The sequence below is a fragment of the Halomonas shantousis genome (assembly GCF_054654615.1).
This window is the reverse complement of sequence record NZ_BAAIER010000002.1, coordinates 66793-87923: the sequence shown is the minus strand read 5'-3', so window position 1 is coordinate 87923 and position 21131 is coordinate 66793. Positions and strand designations below refer to the sequence as shown.

Sequence of the window (21131 nt, the reverse complement as noted above, 5' to 3'; positions counted from 1 at the left end):
TTCGCCGGTCATTACCGACTTTTCCCTCGAGTCGAGCTGTTTCGATATCGATGGACTGAGTCTGGACTATGCTGGCAAGACTGCGCTGCGCGATCTGCGTCTGCGAATCCCGCGTCACCGGGTCACGGCTTTCATCGGCCCCTCCGGATGCGGCAAGTCCACGCTGCTGCGGGTGTTCAACCGTCTGCACGATCTCAACGACGAGGTTGCCATGCACGGGCGCGTGACACTCAATGGCGAGGACATATACGCCCGGGGCACGGATGTGGCGGAGTTGCGTCGCCGGGTGGGCATGGTATTCCAGAATCCCAACCCATTTCCCATGTCGATCTACGAGAATGTCGCCTACGGGCTACGCCTGCAGGGTATCAAGCGTAAGCGCGATCTGGAGGAGGTCATCGAATGGGCGCTGGTATCGGCGGCACTCTGGGACGAGGTCAAGGATCGCCTGCATACCTCGGCGTGGAGACTGTCCGGCGGACAGCAGCAGCGTCTGACCATTGCCCGGACCCTGGCCGTGCAGCCCGAGGTGTTGCTGCTCGACGAACCCGCCTCGGCGCTCGATCCGATCTCGACCTTCAAGATCGAGGAACTGATCCGTAGCCTGAAGTCGCGGCTGACATTGATTCTGGTGACGCACAACATGCAGCAGGCGGCGCGGGTATCGGATGTTACCGCCTTTCTGCAAGCCGGCGAACTGGTGGAGTACGCCCCCACCGACACGTTGTTCACCAACCCGCGCCTGAAGCGCACCGAAGATTACATTACCGGCCGGCTCAGCTGAGCCGAACGACACGACCCCAGCGGAGGTGGTCTCATGGACATCACCAGCGATATCCATAGCCAGCACATTTCCAAGCAGTTCAACCAGGAACTGGACGAACTCAAGACCCACCTGATGGCCATGGGCGGGATGGTCGAGCGCCAGGTGCAGGATGCCGTCCAGGCACTGCTCGACGGCGACAGTGGCCTGGCCGAGCGTGTGCGCGACAACGACAAGGCCGTCAACGACATGCAGCTCAAGATTGACGAGGAGTGCACCCGAGTGCTGGCCCGGCGCCAGCCGGCGGCATCCGACCTGCGCCTGGTGCTGGCGGTGATTCGTGCCACCTCGGATCTCGAACGCATCGGCGACGAGGCCAACAAGATCTCGCGCAACGCGATCACGCTCATCGAGTCGGAGCGCAGCCCGCGCGGTCTGGTCGAGGTGCGCCATATCAGTGAACTGGTACGTGCCATGGTGCGCGATTCCCTGACGGCATTCGCGCGCTTCGACACGCGTCTGGCACTCAAGGTGGTCCACGATGACAACCAGGTGGACAGCGAATACGCCACCGCCATGCGTTCGCTGGTGACCTTCATGATGGAGGATCCACGCTCGATCACCTCGGTGCTCAGCGTGATGTGGATCCTGCGCGCTCTGGAGCGTGTCGGCGATCATGCCGACAATCTGGCCGAGCACGTGATCTATCTGGTCAAGGGGCTCGACATCCGCCATACCGACATCGAAAACGTCGACGACCTCGACGATGAGTCGTTCACGCCCTGACCGACCTCCCCCGCTGAGCGTCCCGGGAGCCCGGCGGGCAGCATGCAGGGGCGGACTCATGCTAGCCTCTCTCGTTTACGAGACGAGTCATGAGGTGTCTGCATGAACAACGCGCTGAGCGCCATCATCCATGGCACGCGGCTGGTGCTGTCCCCCGGGCTGCGGCGTTTCGTCATTGCCCCGGTGGTGGTCAACCTGCTGCTTTACGCTGCCACGATCTTTTATCTGCTGAGGGATTTCGGTGGGTGGATCGATTACTGGATGCTCAAGGTGCCGGAGTGGCTGACATGGCTGGAGTGGTTGATCTGGCCGCTGCTGGTGGTGAGTCTGGTGCTGGTCGTGTTCTTCACCTTCACGCTGGTCTCCAACCTGATCGCCGCACCTTTCTATGGCTTTCTGGCCGAGAAGGTCGAACTGCGCATCACCGGCAAGCCGCCGCTCGACGACCGTGGCCTGGCCAGGACCGCCCTTGACGCCATCGGTCGCGAGCTGGTCAAGCTGGGCTACATCCTGCCGCGCATGGCCCTGCTGTTCGTGCTCGGTTTCGTGCCGGGGCTGAACGTGTTCATGCCTTTTCTATGGGCGGGATTCTCCGCCTGGATGCTGGCCATCCAGTATCTCGACTATCCGATGGACAACAACAAGGTCAGCTTCCGTGACATGCGCCATCGTCTGCGCGTACGCTGGTGGCCGACTCTGACTTTCGGCGCCTGCATGTCGGTGGCGACCTGGGTGCCGCTGGCCAATCTCGTGCTGCTGCCGGGAGGCGTGGCCGGTGCCGTGATGCTCTGGGACCGGCATTACCGGCAACTGCCCATGCGGCTCTGATACCGGCGAAGCTCCGCGCAAGGGGCTTTCAGAGGGAACTTGCCAAACAGGACATGAGAACTATTTTTACTGAGGGCCTTGATTTATCTCTTTGCGCGCATATATGCAAAGAAAGGGCATGACACGGCCCGGGCTTGAAGACACGCCGGCTATCCGGTTCAAGGCCCGGCATGTGAACGATTGACAGAATTTGCGGGGGGAGGCGGACACAGGCCTCGCCCTGCGGGTAGTGAGGCCGGTCTGGTCTCGCACGTCATTCACCGATTTGACGTTTCATACGAAGGGAGTCTTTGATTATGGCCCATACTTTACCGACGCTTCCGTATGCCTACGATGCGCTGGAACCCCACATCGACGCCATGACGATGGAAGTTCACTACACCAAGCACCATCAGACCTACGTGGACAAGCTCAACAAGGCGCTGGAAGGCACCTCGCTGGGCGACATGCCGGTCGAGGCGATCGTGTCCGATCTCAACCAGGTCCCGGAAGACAGCCGTACCGCCGTGCGCAACAACGGGGGTGGCCATGCCAACCACTCGCTGTTCTGGACCATCATGTCACCGGACGGTGGCGGCAAGCCGACGGGCAAGCTGGCCGATGCCATCGAGAGCGAACTGGGCGGCTTCGATGCCTTCAAGGAAGCCTTCACCCAGGAAGCCGTAGGACGCTTCGGTAGCGGCTGGGCATGGCTCAGCGTAACGCCCCAGAAGAAGCTGGTGGTAGAGAACACGCTCAACCAGGACAGCCCGCTGATGCACGGCAACACGCCGATTCTGGGTCTCGATGTCTGGGAGCACGCCTACTACCTGAAGTATCAGAACCGTCGTCCCGAGTACATCGGCGCCTTCTTCAACGTCGTCGACTGGGAAGAAGTCGCCCGTCGTTACGATGACGCCATGGCGTGATGTCAGCGCCGCCCCGATGCGGGGCGGCATTGCATCGAGAGTGAGGCTTTCATTCTTGCCTGATCGAACCGGCTGATGCCGGTTTTTTGTTTTTTATTCCACCGGCCCTGGCCGCCATGCTGAAAGATCGCGGATACGAGTCGCGATGCCGCTGGCGCAGGCCGACATCTCCGGCGTGATTCCCTCCCTTTCCCCCTGCTTGTCGGCCCCCTGGCGAGGTTCAAGCACAAGATCGTGCTGCCCGGGGTGGGCTACTGCGGCAACTGCCCGCTCGACATCACGTGCGGCGCTTGAGGCTTCGGCGTGTCCAGACGTTCGGCGGGGAACAGGCAGCGGAACAGGGCCCCTTCGCCGGGATGGCTGATGATCTCCAGACGCGCGCCGTGGCGCAGCAGGACATGCTTGACGATGGCCAGTCCCAGGCCGGTACCGCCGGTCGCCGTGCTGCGCCCCTTGTCGACCCGATAGAAGCGCTCGGTCAGACGGGGCAGATGCTGCATGTCGATCCCCTCGCCATCGTCCTCCACTTCCAGGGCAGCGCCCTGCTCCCAGGGCTTCCAGCGTATGGTGATGGTGCTGTCTTCGGGGGTATAGCGCACGGCATTGAACACCAGGTTGGAGACGGCGCTGCGGATCTCTTGGGCATTGCCGACCAGCAGACGGGCTTCGGTGATCTCCACCTTCACGGCATGGCGCCCCCCCGACAGCGCCAGCGCATCGTCGCGGATGCTGTCCAGCAGCGGTGCCACGGGCAGCGGGGCTGCATTCGGCGGGATATTGTCGTTTTCCAGGCGCGACAGCAGCAGCAGGTCATTCACCAGATTCTGCATGCGCGTGGTCTGTTCTTCCATCTGGGTGAGACCACGCTGCCAGCGGGCCGGCAGCTGATCGGAGTACGCCGAGTAAGTCTCCAGGTAGCCGGCGAGCACGGTCAGCGGCGTGCGTAGCTCGTGGGAGACATTGGCGACGAAGTCGCGGCGCATCTGCTCCAGGCGGTGTAATCGCGAGATGTCGCGGGCCATCACCAGGCGTTCGTTGTCACCGTACAAGGTGATCTGATATTGCAGGATCAGGTCGTCGCGGATCGGCGAGGACAGGGTCAGCGGTTCGCGGTAGTCGCGCTGATTGAAATAGGCGATAAAGCGCGGATCGCGCAGGTAGTTGGTGATGTGCTGGCCACGGTCATGGGCGGCTTGCAGGCCCAGCATCCGTTCGGCGGCGCTGTTCCACCACTCCATGTCGCCGTGGCTGTCGAGCATGACCACGCTGTCGCGCATTGCCTCGGAGGAGTCCTGAACCCGGCGGATGATGTCGCGCAGACGCTCCTGGCTCTGGCGCTGTCCCTTCTGGTACTTGTAGAGCCGATCGAACAGGTCGCCCCACACGCCGCTGCCGGGCGGCGGTTCCTCCTGAACATGGTAAAGCAACCAGACATACAGGGCGCGCAGGTGACGCAGATGCAGGAAAACGTAGAGTCCGAGCCCCGCCGCCACGCCCCAGCCGGGTTCGCCAAGCAGCAGGCCCAGCACGCCCAGGCCGAGCGTCAGGTAGGCCAGGCGCCACAGTTCGTTGGTCCAGTAATGCACGTCTACACCTTGGCGGAGAAGCGGTAGCCGGTACCCCGTACGGTCTGGATCAGATGCTGATGGGCGTCACCCAGCGCCTTGCGCAGGCGCCGGATATGCACGTCGACGGTGCGCTCCTCGACATAGACGTTGCCGCCCCAGACCTGATCGAGAAGCTGGCTGCGGGTATAGGCGCGTTCCGGATGGGTCATGAAGAACTGCAATAGGCGATACTCGGTGGGACCGATCTCCACGGCGCTACCGTGTGCGGAGACCCGATGGCTGGCAGGATCGAGCCGCAGCCCCTCGACCTCGACGGGATCCTCGATGCCCCGCGGCGTGGTGCGGCGCAACACTGCCTTGAGACGGGCCACCAGTTCGCGCGGCGAGAACGGCTTGGTGATGTAGTCGTCGGCGCCGGCTTCCAGCCCCTGAATCTTGTTGTCTTCCTCGCCCTTGGCCGTGAGCATGATGATCGGCAGCTCACGGGTCGTGTCCTCGCGCTTCAGGCGCCGGGCCAGTTCGATGCCGCTGGTGCCGGGCATCATCCAGTCCAGCAGTACCAGATCGGGCTGGTGATCGATCACCATGGCATGGGCGGCCTGGGCATTGTCGGCCTCCAGCACCTGATAATCGGCCATTTCCAGGGCCACGGCGATCATCTCGCGAATGGCGGCTTCGTCATCGACGATGAGAACGGTCTTGGCGGTCATGCACTTGCCTCATGCAAATGGCCGGGATGTGTCGAAGCATCCGGCAATGACAGGATAATGACAATTACACCGTGCTTGTATGACAGTGCCGTGACAACGCTCCGCTCCGACGGCATGGTCGCTTAGCTCCCCTGGGGCCACCAGGAGAGGGCGATGCCTGCAAACACCACCAGCCCTGCCCAGTGGTTGTTGAGAAAGGCCTGGAAGCAGGGCATGCGCTCACGCTGACGAATCAGATAGTGCTGATAAACGAAGATCGCAGCCATCGCCGTCAGGCCCAGCCAGAAGAAGCCGCCCAGTGCGACCCGGACACCGACCCAGGCCAGCAGCGCGAGTGTCAGCGCCTGCAGGAGGCCGATGGCCAGGCGATCCGCCTTGCCCAGCAGTACCGCCGTGGACTTGATGCCGACCTTCAGGTCATCGTCGCGATCGACCATGGCATATTCGGTGTCGTAGGCCACTGTCCAGGCCACGTTGGCCGCCAGCAGCAGCCAGGCTTCCAGGGGCACGCTCTCGCGTACGGCGCCGAACGCCATGGGGATGCCCCACGAGAAGGCGGCGCCCAGCACCACCTGGGGCAGATGGGTGTAGCGCTTCATGAAGGGGTAGATGAACGCTAGCACCACGCCACCCAGCGATAGCAATATGGTGAATGGATTGGTGAAGCACACCAGTACGAAGGCGAGGGCCACCAGGGCCACGAACAGCCCCTTGGCCTCGGCTTCGGTGATGCGCCCCGTGGCCAGGGGGCGTTCCCGGGTGCGCTTGACGTGTCCGTCGAAGTGGCGGTCGGCATAGTCGTTGATCACGCAGCCCGCGGCGCGCATGAGATAGACGCCGACAACGAAGATCAGCAGTGTGGTGCGCTCGGGCACGCCTTCGGCCGCCAGCCACAAGGCCCACAGCGTGGGCCACATCAGCAGCCAGGTACCGATGGGCCGATCGAGGCGCGTCAGGCGCAGAAAATCGGGCAGGCGGGCGAGGCCGCGAGGGCGATAAGCGTCTTCCATGAAGGCCTCCGTAAACAGGACGCCGCCAGTCTAGCGTGAAGGCAGGCCCAGTTCATCCGCCATCCGTGGCAGAAAGAACTCCTGCACCAGCACCCGAAAGTCGCCATGACGAAATTCCGAGCGCCGTCCCCAGAGGCGAGGCGTTTCAGGACAGGCAGAAGCGGCAGTGACGGTGATCGGACCGCGCTGCAGACCCGGCTGACGAAACAGCCACGCGCCCAGCGAGCGCTCTCCGAGCTGCCCCAGACGCTGGCCGCGAAGCGCTGCCAGCGGGGCCAGGGAGCGCGCCATGACCCAGGGGCGCCCGCCGACGCACAGCGCCACTTCACGGCACCAGGCGTGTTGGCTGAACGGAATATGCAGCGCCAGCGCCTCGTCACGCCGCGGCCGGGCCAGGCGCTGCGAGATCAGACGTACCTGGAACGGTTCGGCGGCTGCGTCGACCAGCCGGGTCGTCAGCGAATCGGTCGAGGCCACCCACTGCCACCAGGCATCGCTCATCTCGGGTCGCCAGGCCTTGACGGGACGCCAGCGAAGCGGGGGAGCCGAAGGCCAGCACAGGACAGCACGGTCGTGGGTCAATGTCGCCTCCGGGCCAAAAAATCTGCAGGTAGTGTAACATCGGCGTGACACGGCTGAATCTTTTCTCCAGGAGCGGCATGACTGCATCATTGACCATTCTCGGCACGGGCATGGCCGGGCTGGGGCTGGCTCGTCAACTACGCGCCCGCGATCCGCAGCGGGCCATTACCCTGATCACCGCGGACAGCGGCGACGAATACTCCAAGCCGCTGTTGTCGACAGGGTTTGCCAAGCGCATGACGCCACAACGTCTCGTGCAGCGCACGCCGCTCGAGATAGCCGATGCCTTCAACGCGGTGGTCCGCACGCATACCCGGGTCGAAGCCATCGACGTGGCGGCGCGTGAGCTGGTGATCGGCGCCGAGCGGCTGCCCTATGGCGATCTGGTCATCGCCACCGGTGCTGCACCGCACATTCCCTTCACCCTCCCCGCCGAGCTCGACGATCGGGTATTCACCATCAACGACCTCGACGACTATCGAGCCTTTCACCACTTTCTCTGCGCACACCGGCAGCCGGCACGCGTGGCCATTCTCGGCGCGGGACTGGTCGGCTGCGAGTTCGCCAACGACCTGGTGGCCGGCGGCCATGAGGTCAGCCTGATCGCGCCGGAGGCCACGCCACTGGCGCGCCTGTTGCCGGAGCCGCTGGGCCGGGTACTGGGTGAGGCCCTGCATGCTGCTGGCGTTACCATGCAACTGGGGCGCAGTCTCGACGGCATGACGCTTGCCGAAGACGATGTGCTACTCCGTCTCGACAATGGCGACGCGTTGCGGGCGGACGTGGTGCTGTTCGCCACTGGGCTTGCACCGCGTACGGCACTGGCGCAAGCCGCCGGACTCGAGGTGAGTGCGGCAGGCATTCACACTGACCGCACCCTGGCCGCGTCGGCGCCGCACGTCTATGCGCTGGGGGACGCGGCCTGCGTGGCGGGCATCAACGCCATGTATGTCCAGCCCCTGCAGGCCAGTGTCAGGGCGCTGGCGGCGACGCTGACCGGGACGCCGACCCGTGTGGCCTACGGACCCTGGCCGGTGCTGGTCAAGACACCGGCCTGCCCGGTCGTCGCCCTGGCGCCGCGTGAGGTGCCGGCACGCTGGCGGATCGAAGGGGAGGGCCGCGATCTGACCGCACTGGCCGAGGATGTTCATGGCCGACTGCTGGGTTTCGCCCTGACCGGAAACTGTGTCCGGCGTAAAGTCGAACTGGCGCGGGCGGCCCCGCCATTGCTAGGCTAGCGATGTTGCAAGCCATCTGGTCGGGCACCAGCATGCCGAGATGAGAAAAAGGCGTGTTTTTTTATGTGCAGCCACTGGACAAGACGGGTTGTTTGCGGCCTATCATGGCGCTCGCGGAGCTTGTAACAACACGTATCCACCATTTTCGAAAACAACAACGGCATCCCATGCGGGGCCAACGTCTCATTCCATCAGGAGGGCTTTATGCGCAAGCCAGAACTCGCCGCGGCGATCGCCGAGCGTGCTGATCTTTCCAAGGACAAGGCCAGTCAGGTTCTGAACGTGATTCTCGACGAAATCGCCGGAACGGTCGCCAAGGGCGATGACGTTTCCCTCATCGGCTTCGGCTCCTTCGTGGTGCGCGAGCGTGCCGAGCGTACTGGCAAGAATCCTCAGACCGGTCAGCCCCTGACCATCCCGGCGAGCAAGACCGTGGCCTTCAAGCCCGGCAAAGCGCTCAAGGACGCCGTTTCCAAGTAATCCGGACATCCGTCCGACAGGTGTCATCGCGCCGGAGCGTGAATGCCGGCGCGGGTCGGCGGCGGCCGATGCGGTTTTCGGGACAGGCTTACACCTGTCCGTAGCGCCCGGCTTCCTCTCCCAGCCAGCGCCGAATCAGCGGCTCGCTGGCATCCGGTGCCTCGGCCAGCAGCGCCTTGGCCAGCGCACTGACGACATCGAGCAGGTTACGATCGCGCTCGAGATCGGCGATCTTCATCTGCGCCAGCCCCGTCTGGCGGGTGCCGAGCACCTCGCCGGGTCCCCGTAGCTCCAGATCCTTCTCGGCAATACGGAAGCCGTCGCTGGTTTCTCGCATTACCCCCAGCCGTTCGCGTGAATGATGCGATAGCGGAGGATGGTAGAGCAGCACGCAGAAGCTCTCGGTGCTGCCGCGCCCCACACGCCCGCGCAGCTGATGCAGCTGGGACAGCCCCAGACGCTCGGGATTCTCGATGATCATCAGGCTGGCGTTGGGCACGTCCACGCCCACCTCGATGACCGTGGTGGCAACCAGCAGGTCCAGCTCGCCGGCCTTGAACGCTGCCATTACCTCGGCCTTCTCGCTCGCCTTCATGCGCCCGTGCACCAGCCCGATGGCGAGTTCCGGCAATGCCTCGCCAAGCGTCTCGCGGGTCGCTTCGGCGGCCTGGCACGTGAGCGCTTCCGACTCCTCGATCAGCGTGCAGACCCAGTAGGCCTGGCGGCCTTCGGCGCAGGCGCGGCGAATGCGCGCCACTACCTCGGGGCGCCGTTCGTCGGGTATGGCCACCGTCTGTACCGGGGTGCGCCCGGGGGGGAGCTCATCGATCACCGACAGATCGAGATCGGCATAGGCACTCATCGCCAGGGTACGCGGGATCGGCGTGGCGGTCATGATCAACTGATGCGGTGTCAGCCCGCCGGCTTCGCCTTTCTCGCGCAGTGCCAGCCGCTGATGCACGCCGAAACGATGCTGTTCATCGACGATCGCCAGGCCCAGGCAGTGAAAGTGCACATCACTCTGGAATAGCGCGTGGGTACCGACCACGATCTGGGCACGGCCATCGGCAATGGCGGCCTTGGCGTCCAGGCGTGTCTTGCCCTTGAGTTTGCCGGCGAGCCAGGCGACATCAATGTTCAACGGTGCGAACCAGTCGCGAAAGTTGCGGAAATGCTGCTCGGCGAGAATCTCGGTGGGGGCCATGATCGCCGCCTGGCAGCCGCCGGCGATCGCTTGCAGTGCGGCCATGGCGGCGACTACCGTCTTGCCGGAGCCGACATCGCCCTGCACCAGGCGTAGCATGGGAACCGGCGTTTCGAGGTCGCGGGCGATCTCGTCGAGCACGCGGCGCTGGGCCCCGGTCAGCGCGAAGGGCAACTGCGTCAGAAAGCGCGCCTGCAGGCTGCGGCCGGAGGGCAGTACCGGGGCGCCGTCGGTCTGGATGCGCAGGCGCACCTGACGCAGGCTCAACTGATGGGCGAGCAGCTCTTCCAGCGCCAGACGGCGCTGGGCGGGGTGCTGGCCCGTCGCGAGGCGCTCCACCGGGGCGTCCGGCGGCGGTTCGTGCAGGTAGCTCAGCGACGCGTGCAGCTCGGGTAGGCGAAAGCGCTCGCGCAGGGGTGCGGGAATCCAGTCCGGCAACGCCTCGGGCTCCTCGTGCAGCCGCTTGAGCGCCTGACCGATCAGTCCCCGCAGGCGGGGCTGGGTCAGTCCCTCGGTGGTGGGATAGATCGGCGTCAGGTGTTCGTCGACCGGCGCCTCGCCCTGAGCCAGCAGCCGGTATTCGGGATGGTAGATTTCGAGACCGGTGCTTCCGGCGCGCGCTTCGCCGAAACAGCGCACCCGCACGCCACGGGTGAATTGCTTGTGCTGGGCCGGGGAAAAGTGAAAGAAGCGCAGGCTGAGGATGCCCGAGTCGTCCTTGAGTCTGACCAGCAGGCTGCGGCGACGTCCCTTGACGATATCGGCGGCACTTATCTCACCCTCGATCACCGCCTCATGACCGGCACGTAAAGTGCCGATGGGCGTAATGCGGGTACGATCCTGGTAGCGCAGCGGCAGATGGAACAGCAGATCGGCAATACTCTCGATGTGCAGCCGGGCCAGCTTGGCCGCCAGGGCGTCGCCAACGCCGGCGAGGGCCGTCACCGGCGCATCGAGATCGTTCATGCCGCCTCGAAGTCGCGTTGCTGGCAGAAGCCGATCGCCTCGGTGAGGGCGTCGATGGCCTTGGGACGCGGGAAACTGGCCCGCCAGGCCACTGCCACGGTGCGGCTGGGCGGTTCGCTGGCGAAGGGCCGGCTCTCGAGCATGCCGGACTCGTAGTGTCCGGTGCCGATGGCGGAATGCGGCAGCACGGTCACACCGAGTCCCGAGGCGACCATGTGGCGGATGGTTTCCAGCGAGCCGCCTTCGGCGATCAAGGTATTGCCGGGACTGTTGAGCTGGGCGCCGATCGCCGGGCAGGCCTCGAGAATCTGGTCACGAAAGCAGTGCCCCTCGCCGAGCAGCAGCAGCTTCTCGTGGAGCAGATCCTCCTTGTCGATGGCGGCCTTGCCCGCCCAGGCATGATTGGCCGGCATCAGCACCTCGAAGGGCTCCTCGTAGAGCGGCTTGGTCAGCACGTCCGGCTCGGTGAACGGCAGCGCCACGATGATGGCGTCGAGCTCGCCGTTGCGCAGCTTGCGGCGCAGGGTGGCGGTGAAGTTCTCCTCGATGTACAGCGGCATCTGCGGGGCGCTACGGGAAAGCTCGGGGATCAAATGGGGGAACAGGTAGGGACCGATGGTGTAGATGGCGCCGATGCGCAGCGGGCTGGCCAACTGGTCCTTGCCCTCGCTGGCCATTTCCTTGATGACGCTGGCCTGTTCGAGGACACGGTGGGCCTGCTCGATGATCTTCTCGCCGAGCGGCGTGACCTGAACCGTGGACTTGGAGCGCTCGAACAGGGCGATGCCCAGCTCCTCCTCGAGCTTCTTGACGGCCACCGAGAGCGTGGGCTGCGAGACGAAGCAGCGTTCGGCGGCGCGTCCGAAATGACGCTCCTGCGCCAAGGTTACGATATAGCGGAGTTCTGTTAGAGTCATGGTGCGGCCCGCAAGGGCCTCCTGTCAGCGCGATGAGTTCGGTTTTGTATCAAGGATGTATCACCAAGGGACTTTTTACCAAGAGGCTAGGGAAAGGTGAAGAAAACCTGTCTGATTCTCGGCTGTGGCGACATCGGTGTCGTGCTTGGCCAACAACTCACTGCCGAAGGTTTGCGTGTCGTCGGCGTCCGACGTAACGCCGCGCTTCTCGAGGGTACCGGAATCGAGCCGCTGGCGCTGGATATCAATGCCGAAGGGGCCCTGGCGCAGCTGCCCGACGCGGATATCGTCGTCTACGTCCTCACTGCCGATCGCTTCGAGGAGAGCGCCTATCAGGCGGCCTATCCCCAAGGCATGAAAGCGCTGCTGGCGGAGCTCGAGGGGCGCGACAAACACCCCAGGCGCGTGTTTTTCGTCTCCTCGACCAGCGTCTACGGTCAGCAGGATGGTGAAAGGGTCGACGAAACCTCCGACACGGCGCCCAGCGGCTTCTCGGGCCAACTGATGCGTGATGCCGAACAGGCCCTACTCGATCATGCGTTGCCGGGTACCGTAGTCCGTTTCTCGGGTATCTACGGCCCCGGACGCGATCGCCTGATCCGTCAGGTCCGCGAAGGGCGAAGCGCTGCGGCCAATCCGCCGATGTACTCCAACCGCATTCACCGCGACGATTGCGCCGGGGTACTGGTACATCTCATTCAGCGCACCCTGGACGGGCAACCGGTCGACGACCTCTATCTGGCCAGCGATTGCGAGCCCACGCCGCTGCATGAGGTCATGGCCTGGCTCGCCAAGCAGCTCAAGGTGGAGCTCACCGAGACCATCCAGTCGCCGCTGCGCCGCCGCGCCAGCAAGCGTTGCGATAACACCCGGCTCTGCGAGACGGGCTATCGCTTCCGTTATCCCTCCTATCGCGAGGGCTATGCCCAAGTGCTGAAGGAGAACGGCTCCCGACAGCCCGAAAGCGCCTGACCTGTCGGCTGCGGTCTGCATCGCCAAGGCGGCCCATGATCATGGGCCGTTCCTGCTTCTTGCCTGCCCCAATCGACAGAGGGTTGCCCTACAGGGGCAGCCGGTAGTTCACCGCGTACACCTCGAAGCCGTCGTTGGGTGACTTGATGTCGGCATTCGAGTAGTGAGTGGCGCTCACGCCCAGCTCCCCCGGACCCACGCGCATGCCTGCCGCGAGGCGATCCTCGAACTGAAACGCCGAGCCCAGCCGACGATCCTCGAAATGCGTGTTCATGAACACGGCAGCGCCCACGCCCGCTTCGATGAACGGGCGATAGGACGAACTCATGAAGGTGTAACGGAACGCCGGCGTGATCAGCAGCGCCGCATTGTCGTCGTCGTCATCGCCAGGCAACCACATGGCGCCGCCCGCCAGGCGCAGGCTCAGCGCAGGATGCCATTGATGAAGCGAGAACTGCCTGTCCACTTCCACCTTGTAGACGGGTGTGCTTTCGCTGCTGCTGCCCAGTGCCACGGAGACATCCGCCTGGGCAGGGGTGAAAGAGGCGGATGCAAGCACCGCCAGACCGGCTGCCAGTGTAGAAGCGACGCTCCGGCCGCGAAGAGTACGAAATCCCATGTTTCATCCTTGATTTAGGTTTCGTTAATGATTTAAGCAAAGCTTATAGCGATAAGCAATGCAGAGGAGTGAGTCTAGGGGGTGGCATCTACCGAGCGGGCCAGCGTCTCATATCGCCTGCGTGAACCGTCGGGAACGGAATGCACCAGCTCGAGATGACTATAGCGCCATGTCAGGGGGAGAGGCGGCAGGCTGCCAGGCTGAGGTCTGCGGGCGTGACGAAGCAGGGTGACGTGCGCAATGAAGGATTCCTCCACGCGGGGCGCCAGGGCGCGTGCCGCCAGCGCCTGATGCAGCTTGGCATGCAGCGCGTCGAGATCGGGCGATGGCTCGCGACTGCCCGCCCACACCACTCCGCCACGCGGAAAGTAGCCAAGCCGATCCAGCCGCCACTGTCCGGGCATCACCGGCAGCGAGCGGGTCAATGCCACCAAGGGCGCGACATCCGCTGCGGCGACCTCGCCAAGAAAGGCCAGGGTCAGATGTCGCGTCTGCGGGCGCGTGAGACGGCCTCCGCAGACATCATGTGCCGCTTGCGCCAAGGTATCGAACTGCCCGCGCAGGGCGGCGTCGGGCCATAAAGCGAAGAATAGACGCATATTCTCGTCTTCCCCAGCCGACGGTCGGTGTCGGGAACCTGAAAAGCTCGGCGAGCGGAGCAAAGCGCACGGAGCGCGGGAGCCGGAGCCTGGAAACTTGCAGGTGATGATTCCGGCCGGGACGACACGCCAGCACCGCGCAACGCAGTGATCTGTCCGCGCAGACAGTGGTTCAGCGTTCCGTCAATCGCCGATGACCATGATGGCTTCGGCCTCGACCTGGCTACCCTTGGGCAGGGCCTTGACGCCGACGGCGGCACGGGCCGGATAGGGTGCCTGGAAGAACTCCTCCATCACCCGGTTGACGACGGCGAAGTTGTCGAGATCGACCAGATACAGGTTGAGCTTGACGATCTCCTTGAGCGAGCCGGCGGCTTCCTCGCAGACGGCGGCGAGGTTGGTGAACACCTGGCGTGCCTGGGCTTCGAAATCACCTTCCACGAGTTCCATGGTCTTCGGGTCCAGGGGAATCTGCCCGGACAGATAGACAGTGTTGCCGGCCTTGATGGCCTGGGAGTAGGGGCCGATGGCGGCCGGGGCGCGCTCGGTGCTGATGACGGCGATATTGCTCATGATGTCTGTTCCTTATCGTTATGTCGTGTGTGCCAGCGTTGTCATTTGCCGCCGGAACGGCAGGAAACAAAAACGACTGCCCTGCCGCGCCGGCCGCGGCAGGGCAGTCGCCAGGGGTCAATTGGTGACGCGAGTGATCCTGCCGACATGGGGCAGGTTACGTATCCGTTTGATGATTCGCGCCAGGTGGACGCGATCGCGTACCGCCAGCGTCAGGTTGACGATCGACAGGTGAACGTCGCGCTCCTCGATACCGATACGCTCGATATTGGCATCGGCGTCGGTGACCAGACTGGCCAGTTCGGCCACCAGGCCACGCCGGGTCTCGACCTCGATGCGCAGCGCCACCGGGAAATCCTGATCGATCTGCTTCGACCACTCCAGGGCAAACAGCTTGTCGGGGTCGCTGCGCAGTTCGTCGAGGTTCCTGCAGTCGTGACGATGCACGACGATGCCCTTGCCCACCGAGAGGTGTCCGAGCACCGGGTCGCCGGGCAGCGGGTGGCAGCAGCGGGCGAAGCTCAGCACCATGCCTTCGGCGCCGTTGATCTGAATCGGCCCGTCCTGGCGAGCGGCCGGAACGTCGGACTTCGCCATGCTTTCGCCTTCGACCAGGCGGCGGGCGACGACATAGGCCATGCGCGTGCCCAGACCGATGGATTCCAGCAGGTCGTCTTCGTGAGTGACTTCCAGCTCGCCCAGCAGCGAAGGCATGCTGGCCTCGGGCAGCTCCTCGAGGCTGGTGTCGAAGCTCGTCAATGCCTTGTTGAGCAGCCGCCGGCCCAGCTGTATGGCCTCGGTGCGCTGCTGGTTCTTCAGGGCATGACGGATGGCGGAGCGGGCCTTGGCGGTGATCACGAAGTTGAGCCACGCCAGATTGGGACGTGCACCCGGGGCGGTGATGATTTCCAGCGTCTGGCCGCTTTCCAGCTCGGTGGACAGTGGCGCGAGATGGCGGTCGATGCGACAGGCGATGCAGCTGTTGCCGATGTCGGTATGCACGCTGTAGGCGAAGTCCACTGCGGTGGCGCCCCGCGGCAGCTCCATGATGTCGCCCTTGGGAGTGAACACGTAGGTATCGTCGGGGAACAGATCGTTCTTGACGTGCTCGATGAACTCCAGCGGATTGCCGGCGTGGCGCTGCATCTCGAGCAGGCCGCGGACCCATTCCCGGGCCCGGGCATGGCTGCCCACGGCGATCGGTCGCTCGGTCTGGCCGGCCTTGTAGAGCCAGTGCGCGGCGATGCCGTTGTTGGCCATGGCTTCCATCTCGCGGGTGCGGATCTGCACCTCGATGGGAATGCCATTGGCGCCGAACAGCGTGGTATGCAGGCTCTGGTAGCCGTTGGCCTTGGGAATGGCGATGTAGTCCTTGAAGCGCCCGGGAACCGGCTTGTAGAGATTGTGTACCGCGCCGAGGATACGGTAGCAGCTGTCGACGTTGTCGGTGATGATACGAAAACCGAACACGTCCATGATCTCGGCGAAGGGCTTCTGCTGATCGCGCATCTTGCGATAGATCGACAGCAGATGCTTCTGACGGCCCACCACGGTGCCGGTCAGGCCGTCATCGTCGAGGCACTTCTGCAGGCTGTCCTGGACCTGGCGCATCATGGTCCGGCGGTTGCCGCGCGCCTTGGTCACCGCGCGCTTGATGCGCTCGGCGCGCATCGGATAGATGGCCTGGAACGACAGGTCCTCGAGCTCGATGCGGATGGTGTTGATGCCCAGGCGCCCGGCGATGCGGGCGTAGATCTCCAGCGTCTCGCGGGCGATGCGGCGCTTCTTGTCCGGACGCAACGCACCGAGCGTACGCATGTTGTGCAGCCGGTCGGCGAGCTTGACGATGATCACGCGGATGTCGTTGGACATCGCCATCACCATCTTCTGGAAGTTCTCGGCCTGGGCGACCGCCTTGTCCTCGAAGGTGATCTGGGTCAGCTTCGAGACGCCGTCGACCAGTTCCGCCACCGGCTCGCCGAACTGCGCCGCCAGTGCCTCCTTGGACACGCCGGTATCCTCGATCACATCGTGCAGCATGGCGGCCATCAGGCTCTGATGGTCCATGTGCATGTTGGCGAGGATATTGGCGACGGCGAGCGGATGCGTGACGTAGGGCTCACCGGAACGCCGTCGCTGGCCGTCGTGGGCCTGCTCGGCGTAGTAGAAGGCGCGCCTGACCTGCTGGATCTCTTCCGCCGGCAGGTAACCGCCCAGGCGGTCGGTGAGATCATCGATGGTGAACATCAAGCGCGCCTGTCGTGAGGCGAGGGGTGCCGGTTCAGCTATCAATCTCGGGCTCGCGGCGTGCACGTACCGGGGCGGCTTCCATCGGCTCGTCGAGGACATTCTCATCGATGCGGCCTGCGGCGATCTCGCGCAGCGCCATGACGGTCGGCTTGTCGTTTTCCCAGGGCAGCAGGGCATCACGGGAACCGCGCGACAGTTGGCGAGCGCGCTGGGTGGAGATCATGACCAGCTTGAAACGGTTTTCGACATGTTCCAGACAATCTTCGACAGTGACGCGTGCCATGAAAGTATCCTGATGGTAGTAGGAAACAAATACGGGAAAATACGGTAGGACCCTTGAGTCTACTCGACGTCTTCCTCGCGTGACAAGAGCGCCTCGAGCAGGGCGCCGTGCCGGGCTCGAACCCGCGCCAGGCGGGTGCGTTCGGCATGCACCAGGCACTCGAGTTCGGCCACGGCATGCGCGAAGGTGTCGTTGATGATGACGTGATCGTACTCGTCGAAATGCGACATCTCGCTGACGGCGTCGCGCATGCGCCGATGGATGATCGTGTCATCATCGGTGCCACGCCCGGACAGGCGCTCGCGCAGCGCCTCGCGCGACGGCGGCAGAATGAACACCGACACCGCATCGGGCATCTGATGGCGCACCTGGCGCGCGCCCTGCCAGTCGATCTCGAGAATCACGTCGGTGCCGGCGGCGAGCAATGCCTGCACCGCCGAACGCGAGGTGCCGTAGTAGTTGTCGAAGACCCGGGCATGCTCGAAGAAGTCGCCGTGAGCGATCATGCCTTCGAAGGTGGACGCGTCCACGAAGTGGTAGTTGGTGCCGTCGGCCTCGCCCGGGCGCATCGCGCGGGTGGTATGGGAAACCGAGACCTGAATGCCGTCGACGCGCTCGAGCAGGGCGCGGACCAGGCTGGTCTTGCCGGCTCCCGAGGGCGCGGAAACGATATACAGCGTACCGTGGGGCGTCGTGTCGGACGATGCCTCATGGGGAGAACGCGAAGAAGAGGATGAAGATGAAGAATAAGTACCGTGGGACATGGTGGGTGTCCGATTGAGCCGCTGCGAAAGGAGCTCGTCATTATCGCACATGCCCGCCTGCCTCTACACTGACGCGAACGGACGACTGTGAACAAGGATGCTCGATATGCCCGATTCTGCAGCCAGCGGTGCATCGATACCGCGCCTGGCCTTTCTCGGTGTCGCTTTTGCCTTTCTGGTGACCATGCTCGGCACCACCCTGCCGACGCCGCTGTATCCGCTCTATCGCCAGCAGTTCGGCTTCTCCGAGTTGATGATCACGGTGATCTTCGCCGCCTACGCCGTGGGCGTGATCGCCGCGCTGATCGTCACCGGCCGCTGGTCGGATCAGCTCGGCCGGCGCCCGCTGCTGTTCGCCGGCTTGTCTGCCGCAGCGGTCAGCGACGTGATCTTCTTCCAGAGCGACGGCCTGGTGGCGCTGCTCATCGGTCGCGTGATGTCGGGTATCTCCGCCGGGATCTTCACCGGCACCGCCACCGTGGCGGTGATCGAGCTGGCGCCCGAGGACAACAAGCCGCTCGCCACCCTGACGGCCACTGCCGCCAACATGGGGGGGCTGGGAATGGGGCCGGTGATGGCCGGATGGCTCGGCGAATATGCCCCCTGGCCGCTGCATCTGGCCTACGCCGTGCACCTGACGCTGCTCGTCATTGCCGCAGTCGCGGTGTGGCGGGTTCGCGAAACGGTGAAGCGGCCTGCTCATCCACGCCTCGGCCTGCAACGCCTGAGCGTGCCGGCCGAGGTGCGCGCGGTGTTCCTGCCTGCCGCCATCGCCGGTTTCGCCGGATTCGCGGTGTTCGGTTTCTTCACCGCCACGGCGCCGGCCTTCATGGGACAGGTGCTGGGTTACGACAACCTCTTTTTGATCGGTGTGGTGGTAGGGGTGGTGTTCTTCGCCTCCATCCTGGGCCAGAGCGTGCAGGACCGCCTCGCCAAGGCCTGGCGGCTGCCGTTGGGCTGCGCGGTGGTGATCCTCGGCGTGGGCCTGGTCGGTGCCGGCATCGGTGCCCACTCCCTGGCGCTGTTTCTGGCCGGCGCGGTGATCGTCGGGCTGGGGCAGGGCATCGCTTTTCGCGCCGGGCTGGGTCTGGTCACCGCGGCCAGCCCCGCCGACCAGCGCGGCACGGTCACCTCGACCTTCTTCTTTGTCGCCTACGTGGCGATCTCGATCCCGGTGGTGGGAATCGGGCTGACGGCGCGCTTTTTCGGGCTGGCGACCACCGGAATGAGCTTCGCCGCCCTGGTGGCCCTGCTGGCGGCGGTGGCGCTGGGGCTGCTGATTCACCGGCGCCAGGCGGTGGCAGCCTCTTCGTGAGTGACCGGATGAACGGCCGCGTCATGTCGACGCCATGAAAATTGTCACGAATGACGCGCCGAGTCGCGGTAAAATCGTCGTCTCGTCAATTCTTGCCTTATCGGGGCTGCGCGCGCCGCAGCCGTGCCCAGTGACAATGGAGCCTGACATGACCGCGCCCGCCTCTTCCCTACGCATCCGCCGCCCCGACGACTGGCACCTGCACCTGCGCGACGGCGAACTGATGGCGACGGTGCTGCCCCATACCAGCGGTCTCTATGCCCGGGCGATCATCATGCCCAATCTGGTGCCGCCGGTGACGACCGTCGCGTCCGCCCAGGCCTACCGCGAGCGGATCCTGTCCGCGCTGCCGGCCGGGCACGACTTCACGCCGCTGATGACCTGCTATCTGAATGAGAGCGTCGATGCCGCAGAACTCGAGCATGGCTTTATCGAGGGCGTATTCACCGCCGCCAAGCTCTATCCGGCCAACGCCACCACCAACTCCGCGCATGGCGTACGCGACGTCAAGGCGATCTACCCGCTGTTCGAGACCATGCAGCGCCTGGGGATGCCGCTTTTGATCCACGGCGAGGTGACCCACGCCGAAGTGGATATCTTCGATCGCGAGAAGGCCTTCATCGACGAGGTCATGGAACCGATCCGTCGTCAGTTCCCCGAGCTCAAGATCGTCTTCGAGCACATCACCACTGCCGAGGCCGCCCAGTACGTATGTGAAGGCAACGAGTTTCTGGCGGCGACGATCACCCCGCAGCATCTGGCGCACAACCGCAACGACATGCTGGTCGGTGGCATCCGTCCGCACCTCTACTGCCTGCCGATACTCAAGCGCGGCACGCATCAGCAGGCGTTGCGCCGGGCCATCGCCAGCGGCCATCCGCGGCTGTTCCTGGGTACCGATTCCGCACCGCACGTGATCCCCGCCAAGGAGACGAGTTGCGGCTGCGCCGGGGTGTTCAACGCCCCCTCGGCGCTCGAGGTGTACGCCACCGTCTTCGAGGAGGAAGGGGCACTCGAGCACTTCGAGGCGTTCTGCTCATTGAACGGGCCGCGTTTCTACGGCCTGGCGCCCAACGAGGCCACCATCGAACTCACCCGCACGCCATGTCAGGTGCCCGAGACTATCGGCGAGGGCGAGCATCGTCTGGTGCCGTTTCGCGCCGGCGAGACGCTGGCCTGGTCGGTCAAGCGCAGCGGCTAGTTCCGCCACCTAACCGCCATGTGTCGCATCATGGTGGTTTTTTTATGCCACTTATTGATAGCTAGCTACCTATTGAAGGGCGTGCTAATAATATAACCGGAACGAGGATCACGAGATGCAAGACAGCGACCCGCGGGAAATCTTCGGCCAGATGCTGGGTCAGGTCGCCCGTTTGTGGCGCGCGGAGATCGACCAGCGCCTGGCGCCGTACGGCCTGACCGAGTCGCGCTGGCGGATTCTGCTGCAGCTCTCCCGGGCGCAGGAGGCGGTCACGCAAACCACCTTGGCCCGGGCCATCAACGTTCAGGGGCCGACGCTGGTGCGATCGCTCGACTGGCTGGCGTCGCAGGGGTTGATCGAACGCCGGGCCACCAGCGGCGATCGGCGAGTCAAGACGGTGCATCTGACACCCAAGGCCACGCCCGTTCTCGAACGCATCCAGAGCGTGGCCAGCAAGGTGCGTGGCGAGATCCTGGCAGGGATTGCCGCAGACGATCTGCAGACCTGCCTGAACGTCTTCGAGCGCATCGTCGGCAGGCTCGGTTCCACGGTTGTCGACGATGATCGGGGGCTCACCTTCAGCAAGGACACGTGA

General features: G+C 64.3%; 22 protein-coding genes. 10 read left to right on the top strand and 12 right to left on the bottom strand.

From position 1 onward, the window contains the following. Positions 1–10: 10 nt before the first annotated feature. The 4 genes from pstB (at position 11) to ACYQ12_RS01045 (ending at position 3285) form a co-directional block, all read left to right on the top strand. Positions 11–784, top strand: coding sequence for a phosphate ABC transporter ATP-binding protein PstB (gene pstB / locus ACYQ12_RS01060; protein ID WP_459874444.1), 774 nt, complete (start codon positions 11–13; stop codon positions 782–784). Between the two features lie 33 nt (positions 785–817). Continuing rightward, positions 818–1549: a phosphate signaling complex protein PhoU gene (gene phoU / locus ACYQ12_RS01055; protein WP_459866421.1), complete on the top strand. Its 732-nt coding sequence runs from the start codon at positions 818–820 to the stop codon at positions 1547–1549. A gap of 102 nt (positions 1550–1651) precedes the next feature. After that, positions 1652–2377 (top strand): sulfate transporter CysZ, encoded by a 726-nt coding sequence (gene cysZ, locus ACYQ12_RS01050; RefSeq protein WP_459866418.1) that lies wholly within the window; start codon positions 1652–1654, stop codon positions 2375–2377. A gap of 296 nt (positions 2378–2673) precedes the next feature. Further along, positions 2674–3285 (top strand): superoxide dismutase, encoded by a 612-nt coding sequence (locus tag ACYQ12_RS01045; RefSeq protein WP_459866415.1) that lies wholly within the window; start codon positions 2674–2676, stop codon positions 3283–3285. A gap of 251 nt (positions 3286–3536) precedes the next feature. On the opposite strand, the gene phoR is transcribed toward ACYQ12_RS01045, so the two are convergent. The 4 genes from phoR to ACYQ12_RS01025 form a co-directional block, all read right to left on the bottom strand. After that, on the bottom strand, positions 3537–4871 hold the full coding sequence (gene phoR, locus ACYQ12_RS01040) for a phosphate regulon sensor histidine kinase PhoR (protein ID WP_459866412.1): 1335 nt from the start codon (positions 4869–4871) through the stop codon (positions 3537–3539). Between the two features lie 2 nt (positions 4872–4873). Then, positions 4874–5563 (bottom strand): phosphate regulon transcriptional regulator PhoB, encoded by a 690-nt coding sequence (gene phoB / locus ACYQ12_RS01035; protein WP_459866409.1) that lies wholly within the window; start codon positions 5561–5563, stop codon positions 4874–4876. 122 nt (positions 5564–5685) lie between these two features. Beyond that, complete coding sequence (gene ubiA, locus ACYQ12_RS01030) at positions 5686–6573, bottom strand: 4-hydroxybenzoate octaprenyltransferase (RefSeq protein ID WP_459866406.1); 888 nt, start codon at positions 6571–6573, stop codon at positions 5686–5688. A gap of 30 nt (positions 6574–6603) precedes the next feature. Further along, a complete protein-coding gene (locus tag ACYQ12_RS01025) occupies positions 6604–7074 on the bottom strand; it encodes a chorismate--pyruvate lyase family protein (RefSeq protein ID WP_459866403.1) in 471 nt (156 codons plus the stop codon). Positions 7075–7232: 158 nt separating this feature from the next. On the opposite strand from ACYQ12_RS01025, the gene ACYQ12_RS01020 reads away from it, so the two are divergent. Both ACYQ12_RS01020 and ACYQ12_RS01015 read left to right on the top strand, forming a co-directional pair. After that, positions 7233–8393 (top strand): FAD-dependent oxidoreductase, encoded by a 1161-nt coding sequence (locus ACYQ12_RS01020; protein WP_459866400.1) that lies wholly within the window; start codon positions 7233–7235, stop codon positions 8391–8393. A gap of 162 nt (positions 8394–8555) precedes the next feature. Then, positions 8556–8873, top strand: coding sequence for an HU family DNA-binding protein (locus ACYQ12_RS01015; RefSeq protein WP_488193314.1), 318 nt, complete (start codon positions 8556–8558; stop codon positions 8871–8873). A gap of 88 nt (positions 8874–8961) precedes the next feature. On the opposite strand, the gene recG is transcribed toward ACYQ12_RS01015, so the two are convergent. Then, positions 8962–11043, bottom strand: a complete 2082-nt coding sequence (recG, locus tag ACYQ12_RS01010) for an ATP-dependent DNA helicase RecG (protein ID WP_459866394.1) — start codon at positions 11041–11043, stop codon at positions 8962–8964. Further along, positions 11040–11960: a hydrogen peroxide-inducible genes activator gene (locus tag ACYQ12_RS01005; RefSeq protein WP_459866391.1), complete on the bottom strand. Its 921-nt coding sequence runs from the start codon at positions 11958–11960 to the stop codon at positions 11040–11042. Before ACYQ12_RS01005 ends, recG begins: the two co-directional genes overlap by 4 nt. A 96-nt stretch (positions 11961–12056) precedes the next feature. Between ACYQ12_RS01005 and ACYQ12_RS01000 the strand changes: the two genes are divergently transcribed. After that, positions 12057–12932, top strand: coding sequence for an SDR family oxidoreductase (locus ACYQ12_RS01000; protein WP_459866388.1), 876 nt, complete (start codon positions 12057–12059; stop codon positions 12930–12932). Positions 12933–13020: 88 nt separating this feature from the next. Here the strand turns inward: ACYQ12_RS01000 and ACYQ12_RS00995 are convergent, their stop codons facing one another. The 6 genes from ACYQ12_RS00995 to gmk form a co-directional block, all read right to left on the bottom strand. Continuing rightward, a complete protein-coding gene (locus tag ACYQ12_RS00995) occupies positions 13021–13551 on the bottom strand; it encodes an acyloxyacyl hydrolase (protein ID WP_459866385.1) in 531 nt (176 codons plus the stop codon). 74 nt (positions 13552–13625) lie between these two features. Beyond that, positions 13626–14150 (bottom strand): RNA 2',3'-cyclic phosphodiesterase, encoded by a 525-nt coding sequence (thpR, locus tag ACYQ12_RS00990; protein WP_459866382.1) that lies wholly within the window; start codon positions 14148–14150, stop codon positions 13626–13628. Positions 14151–14333: 183 nt separating this feature from the next. Further along, positions 14334–14723: a RidA family protein gene (locus ACYQ12_RS00985; protein ID WP_459866379.1), complete on the bottom strand. Its 390-nt coding sequence runs from the start codon at positions 14721–14723 to the stop codon at positions 14334–14336. A 117-nt stretch (positions 14724–14840) separates the two neighbouring features. Next, positions 14841–16970 carry a bifunctional GTP diphosphokinase/guanosine-3',5'-bis pyrophosphate 3'-pyrophosphohydrolase gene (spoT, locus tag ACYQ12_RS00980; protein WP_459866376.1) on the bottom strand — a complete coding sequence of 710 codons (2130 nt, stop codon included), beginning with the start codon at positions 16968–16970 and terminating at the stop codon, positions 14841–14843. 34 nt (positions 16971–17004) lie between these two features. After that, positions 17005–17256, bottom strand: coding sequence for a DNA-directed RNA polymerase subunit omega (gene rpoZ, locus ACYQ12_RS00975; RefSeq protein ID WP_459866373.1), 252 nt, complete (start codon positions 17254–17256; stop codon positions 17005–17007). A 59-nt stretch (positions 17257–17315) separates the two neighbouring features. Next, positions 17316–18020, bottom strand: a complete 705-nt coding sequence (gene gmk / locus ACYQ12_RS00970) for a guanylate kinase (protein ID WP_459866370.1) — start codon at positions 18018–18020, stop codon at positions 17316–17318. Between the two features lie 106 nt (positions 18021–18126). Here gmk and ACYQ12_RS00965 point away from each other — a divergent pair, with 106 nt between their 5' ends. The 3 genes from ACYQ12_RS00965 (at position 18127) to ACYQ12_RS00955 (ending at position 21131) form a co-directional block, all read left to right on the top strand. Further along, a complete protein-coding gene (locus ACYQ12_RS00965; protein ID WP_459866367.1) occupies positions 18127–19335 on the top strand; it encodes an MFS transporter in 1209 nt (402 codons plus the stop codon). 148 nt (positions 19336–19483) lie between these two features. Then, a complete protein-coding gene (pyrC, locus tag ACYQ12_RS00960; protein ID WP_459866364.1) occupies positions 19484–20536 on the top strand; it encodes a dihydroorotase in 1053 nt (350 codons plus the stop codon). A 115-nt stretch (positions 20537–20651) separates the two neighbouring features. Then, positions 20652–21131, top strand: coding sequence for a MarR family transcriptional regulator (locus tag ACYQ12_RS00955; protein ID WP_459866361.1), 480 nt, complete (start codon positions 20652–20654; stop codon positions 21129–21131).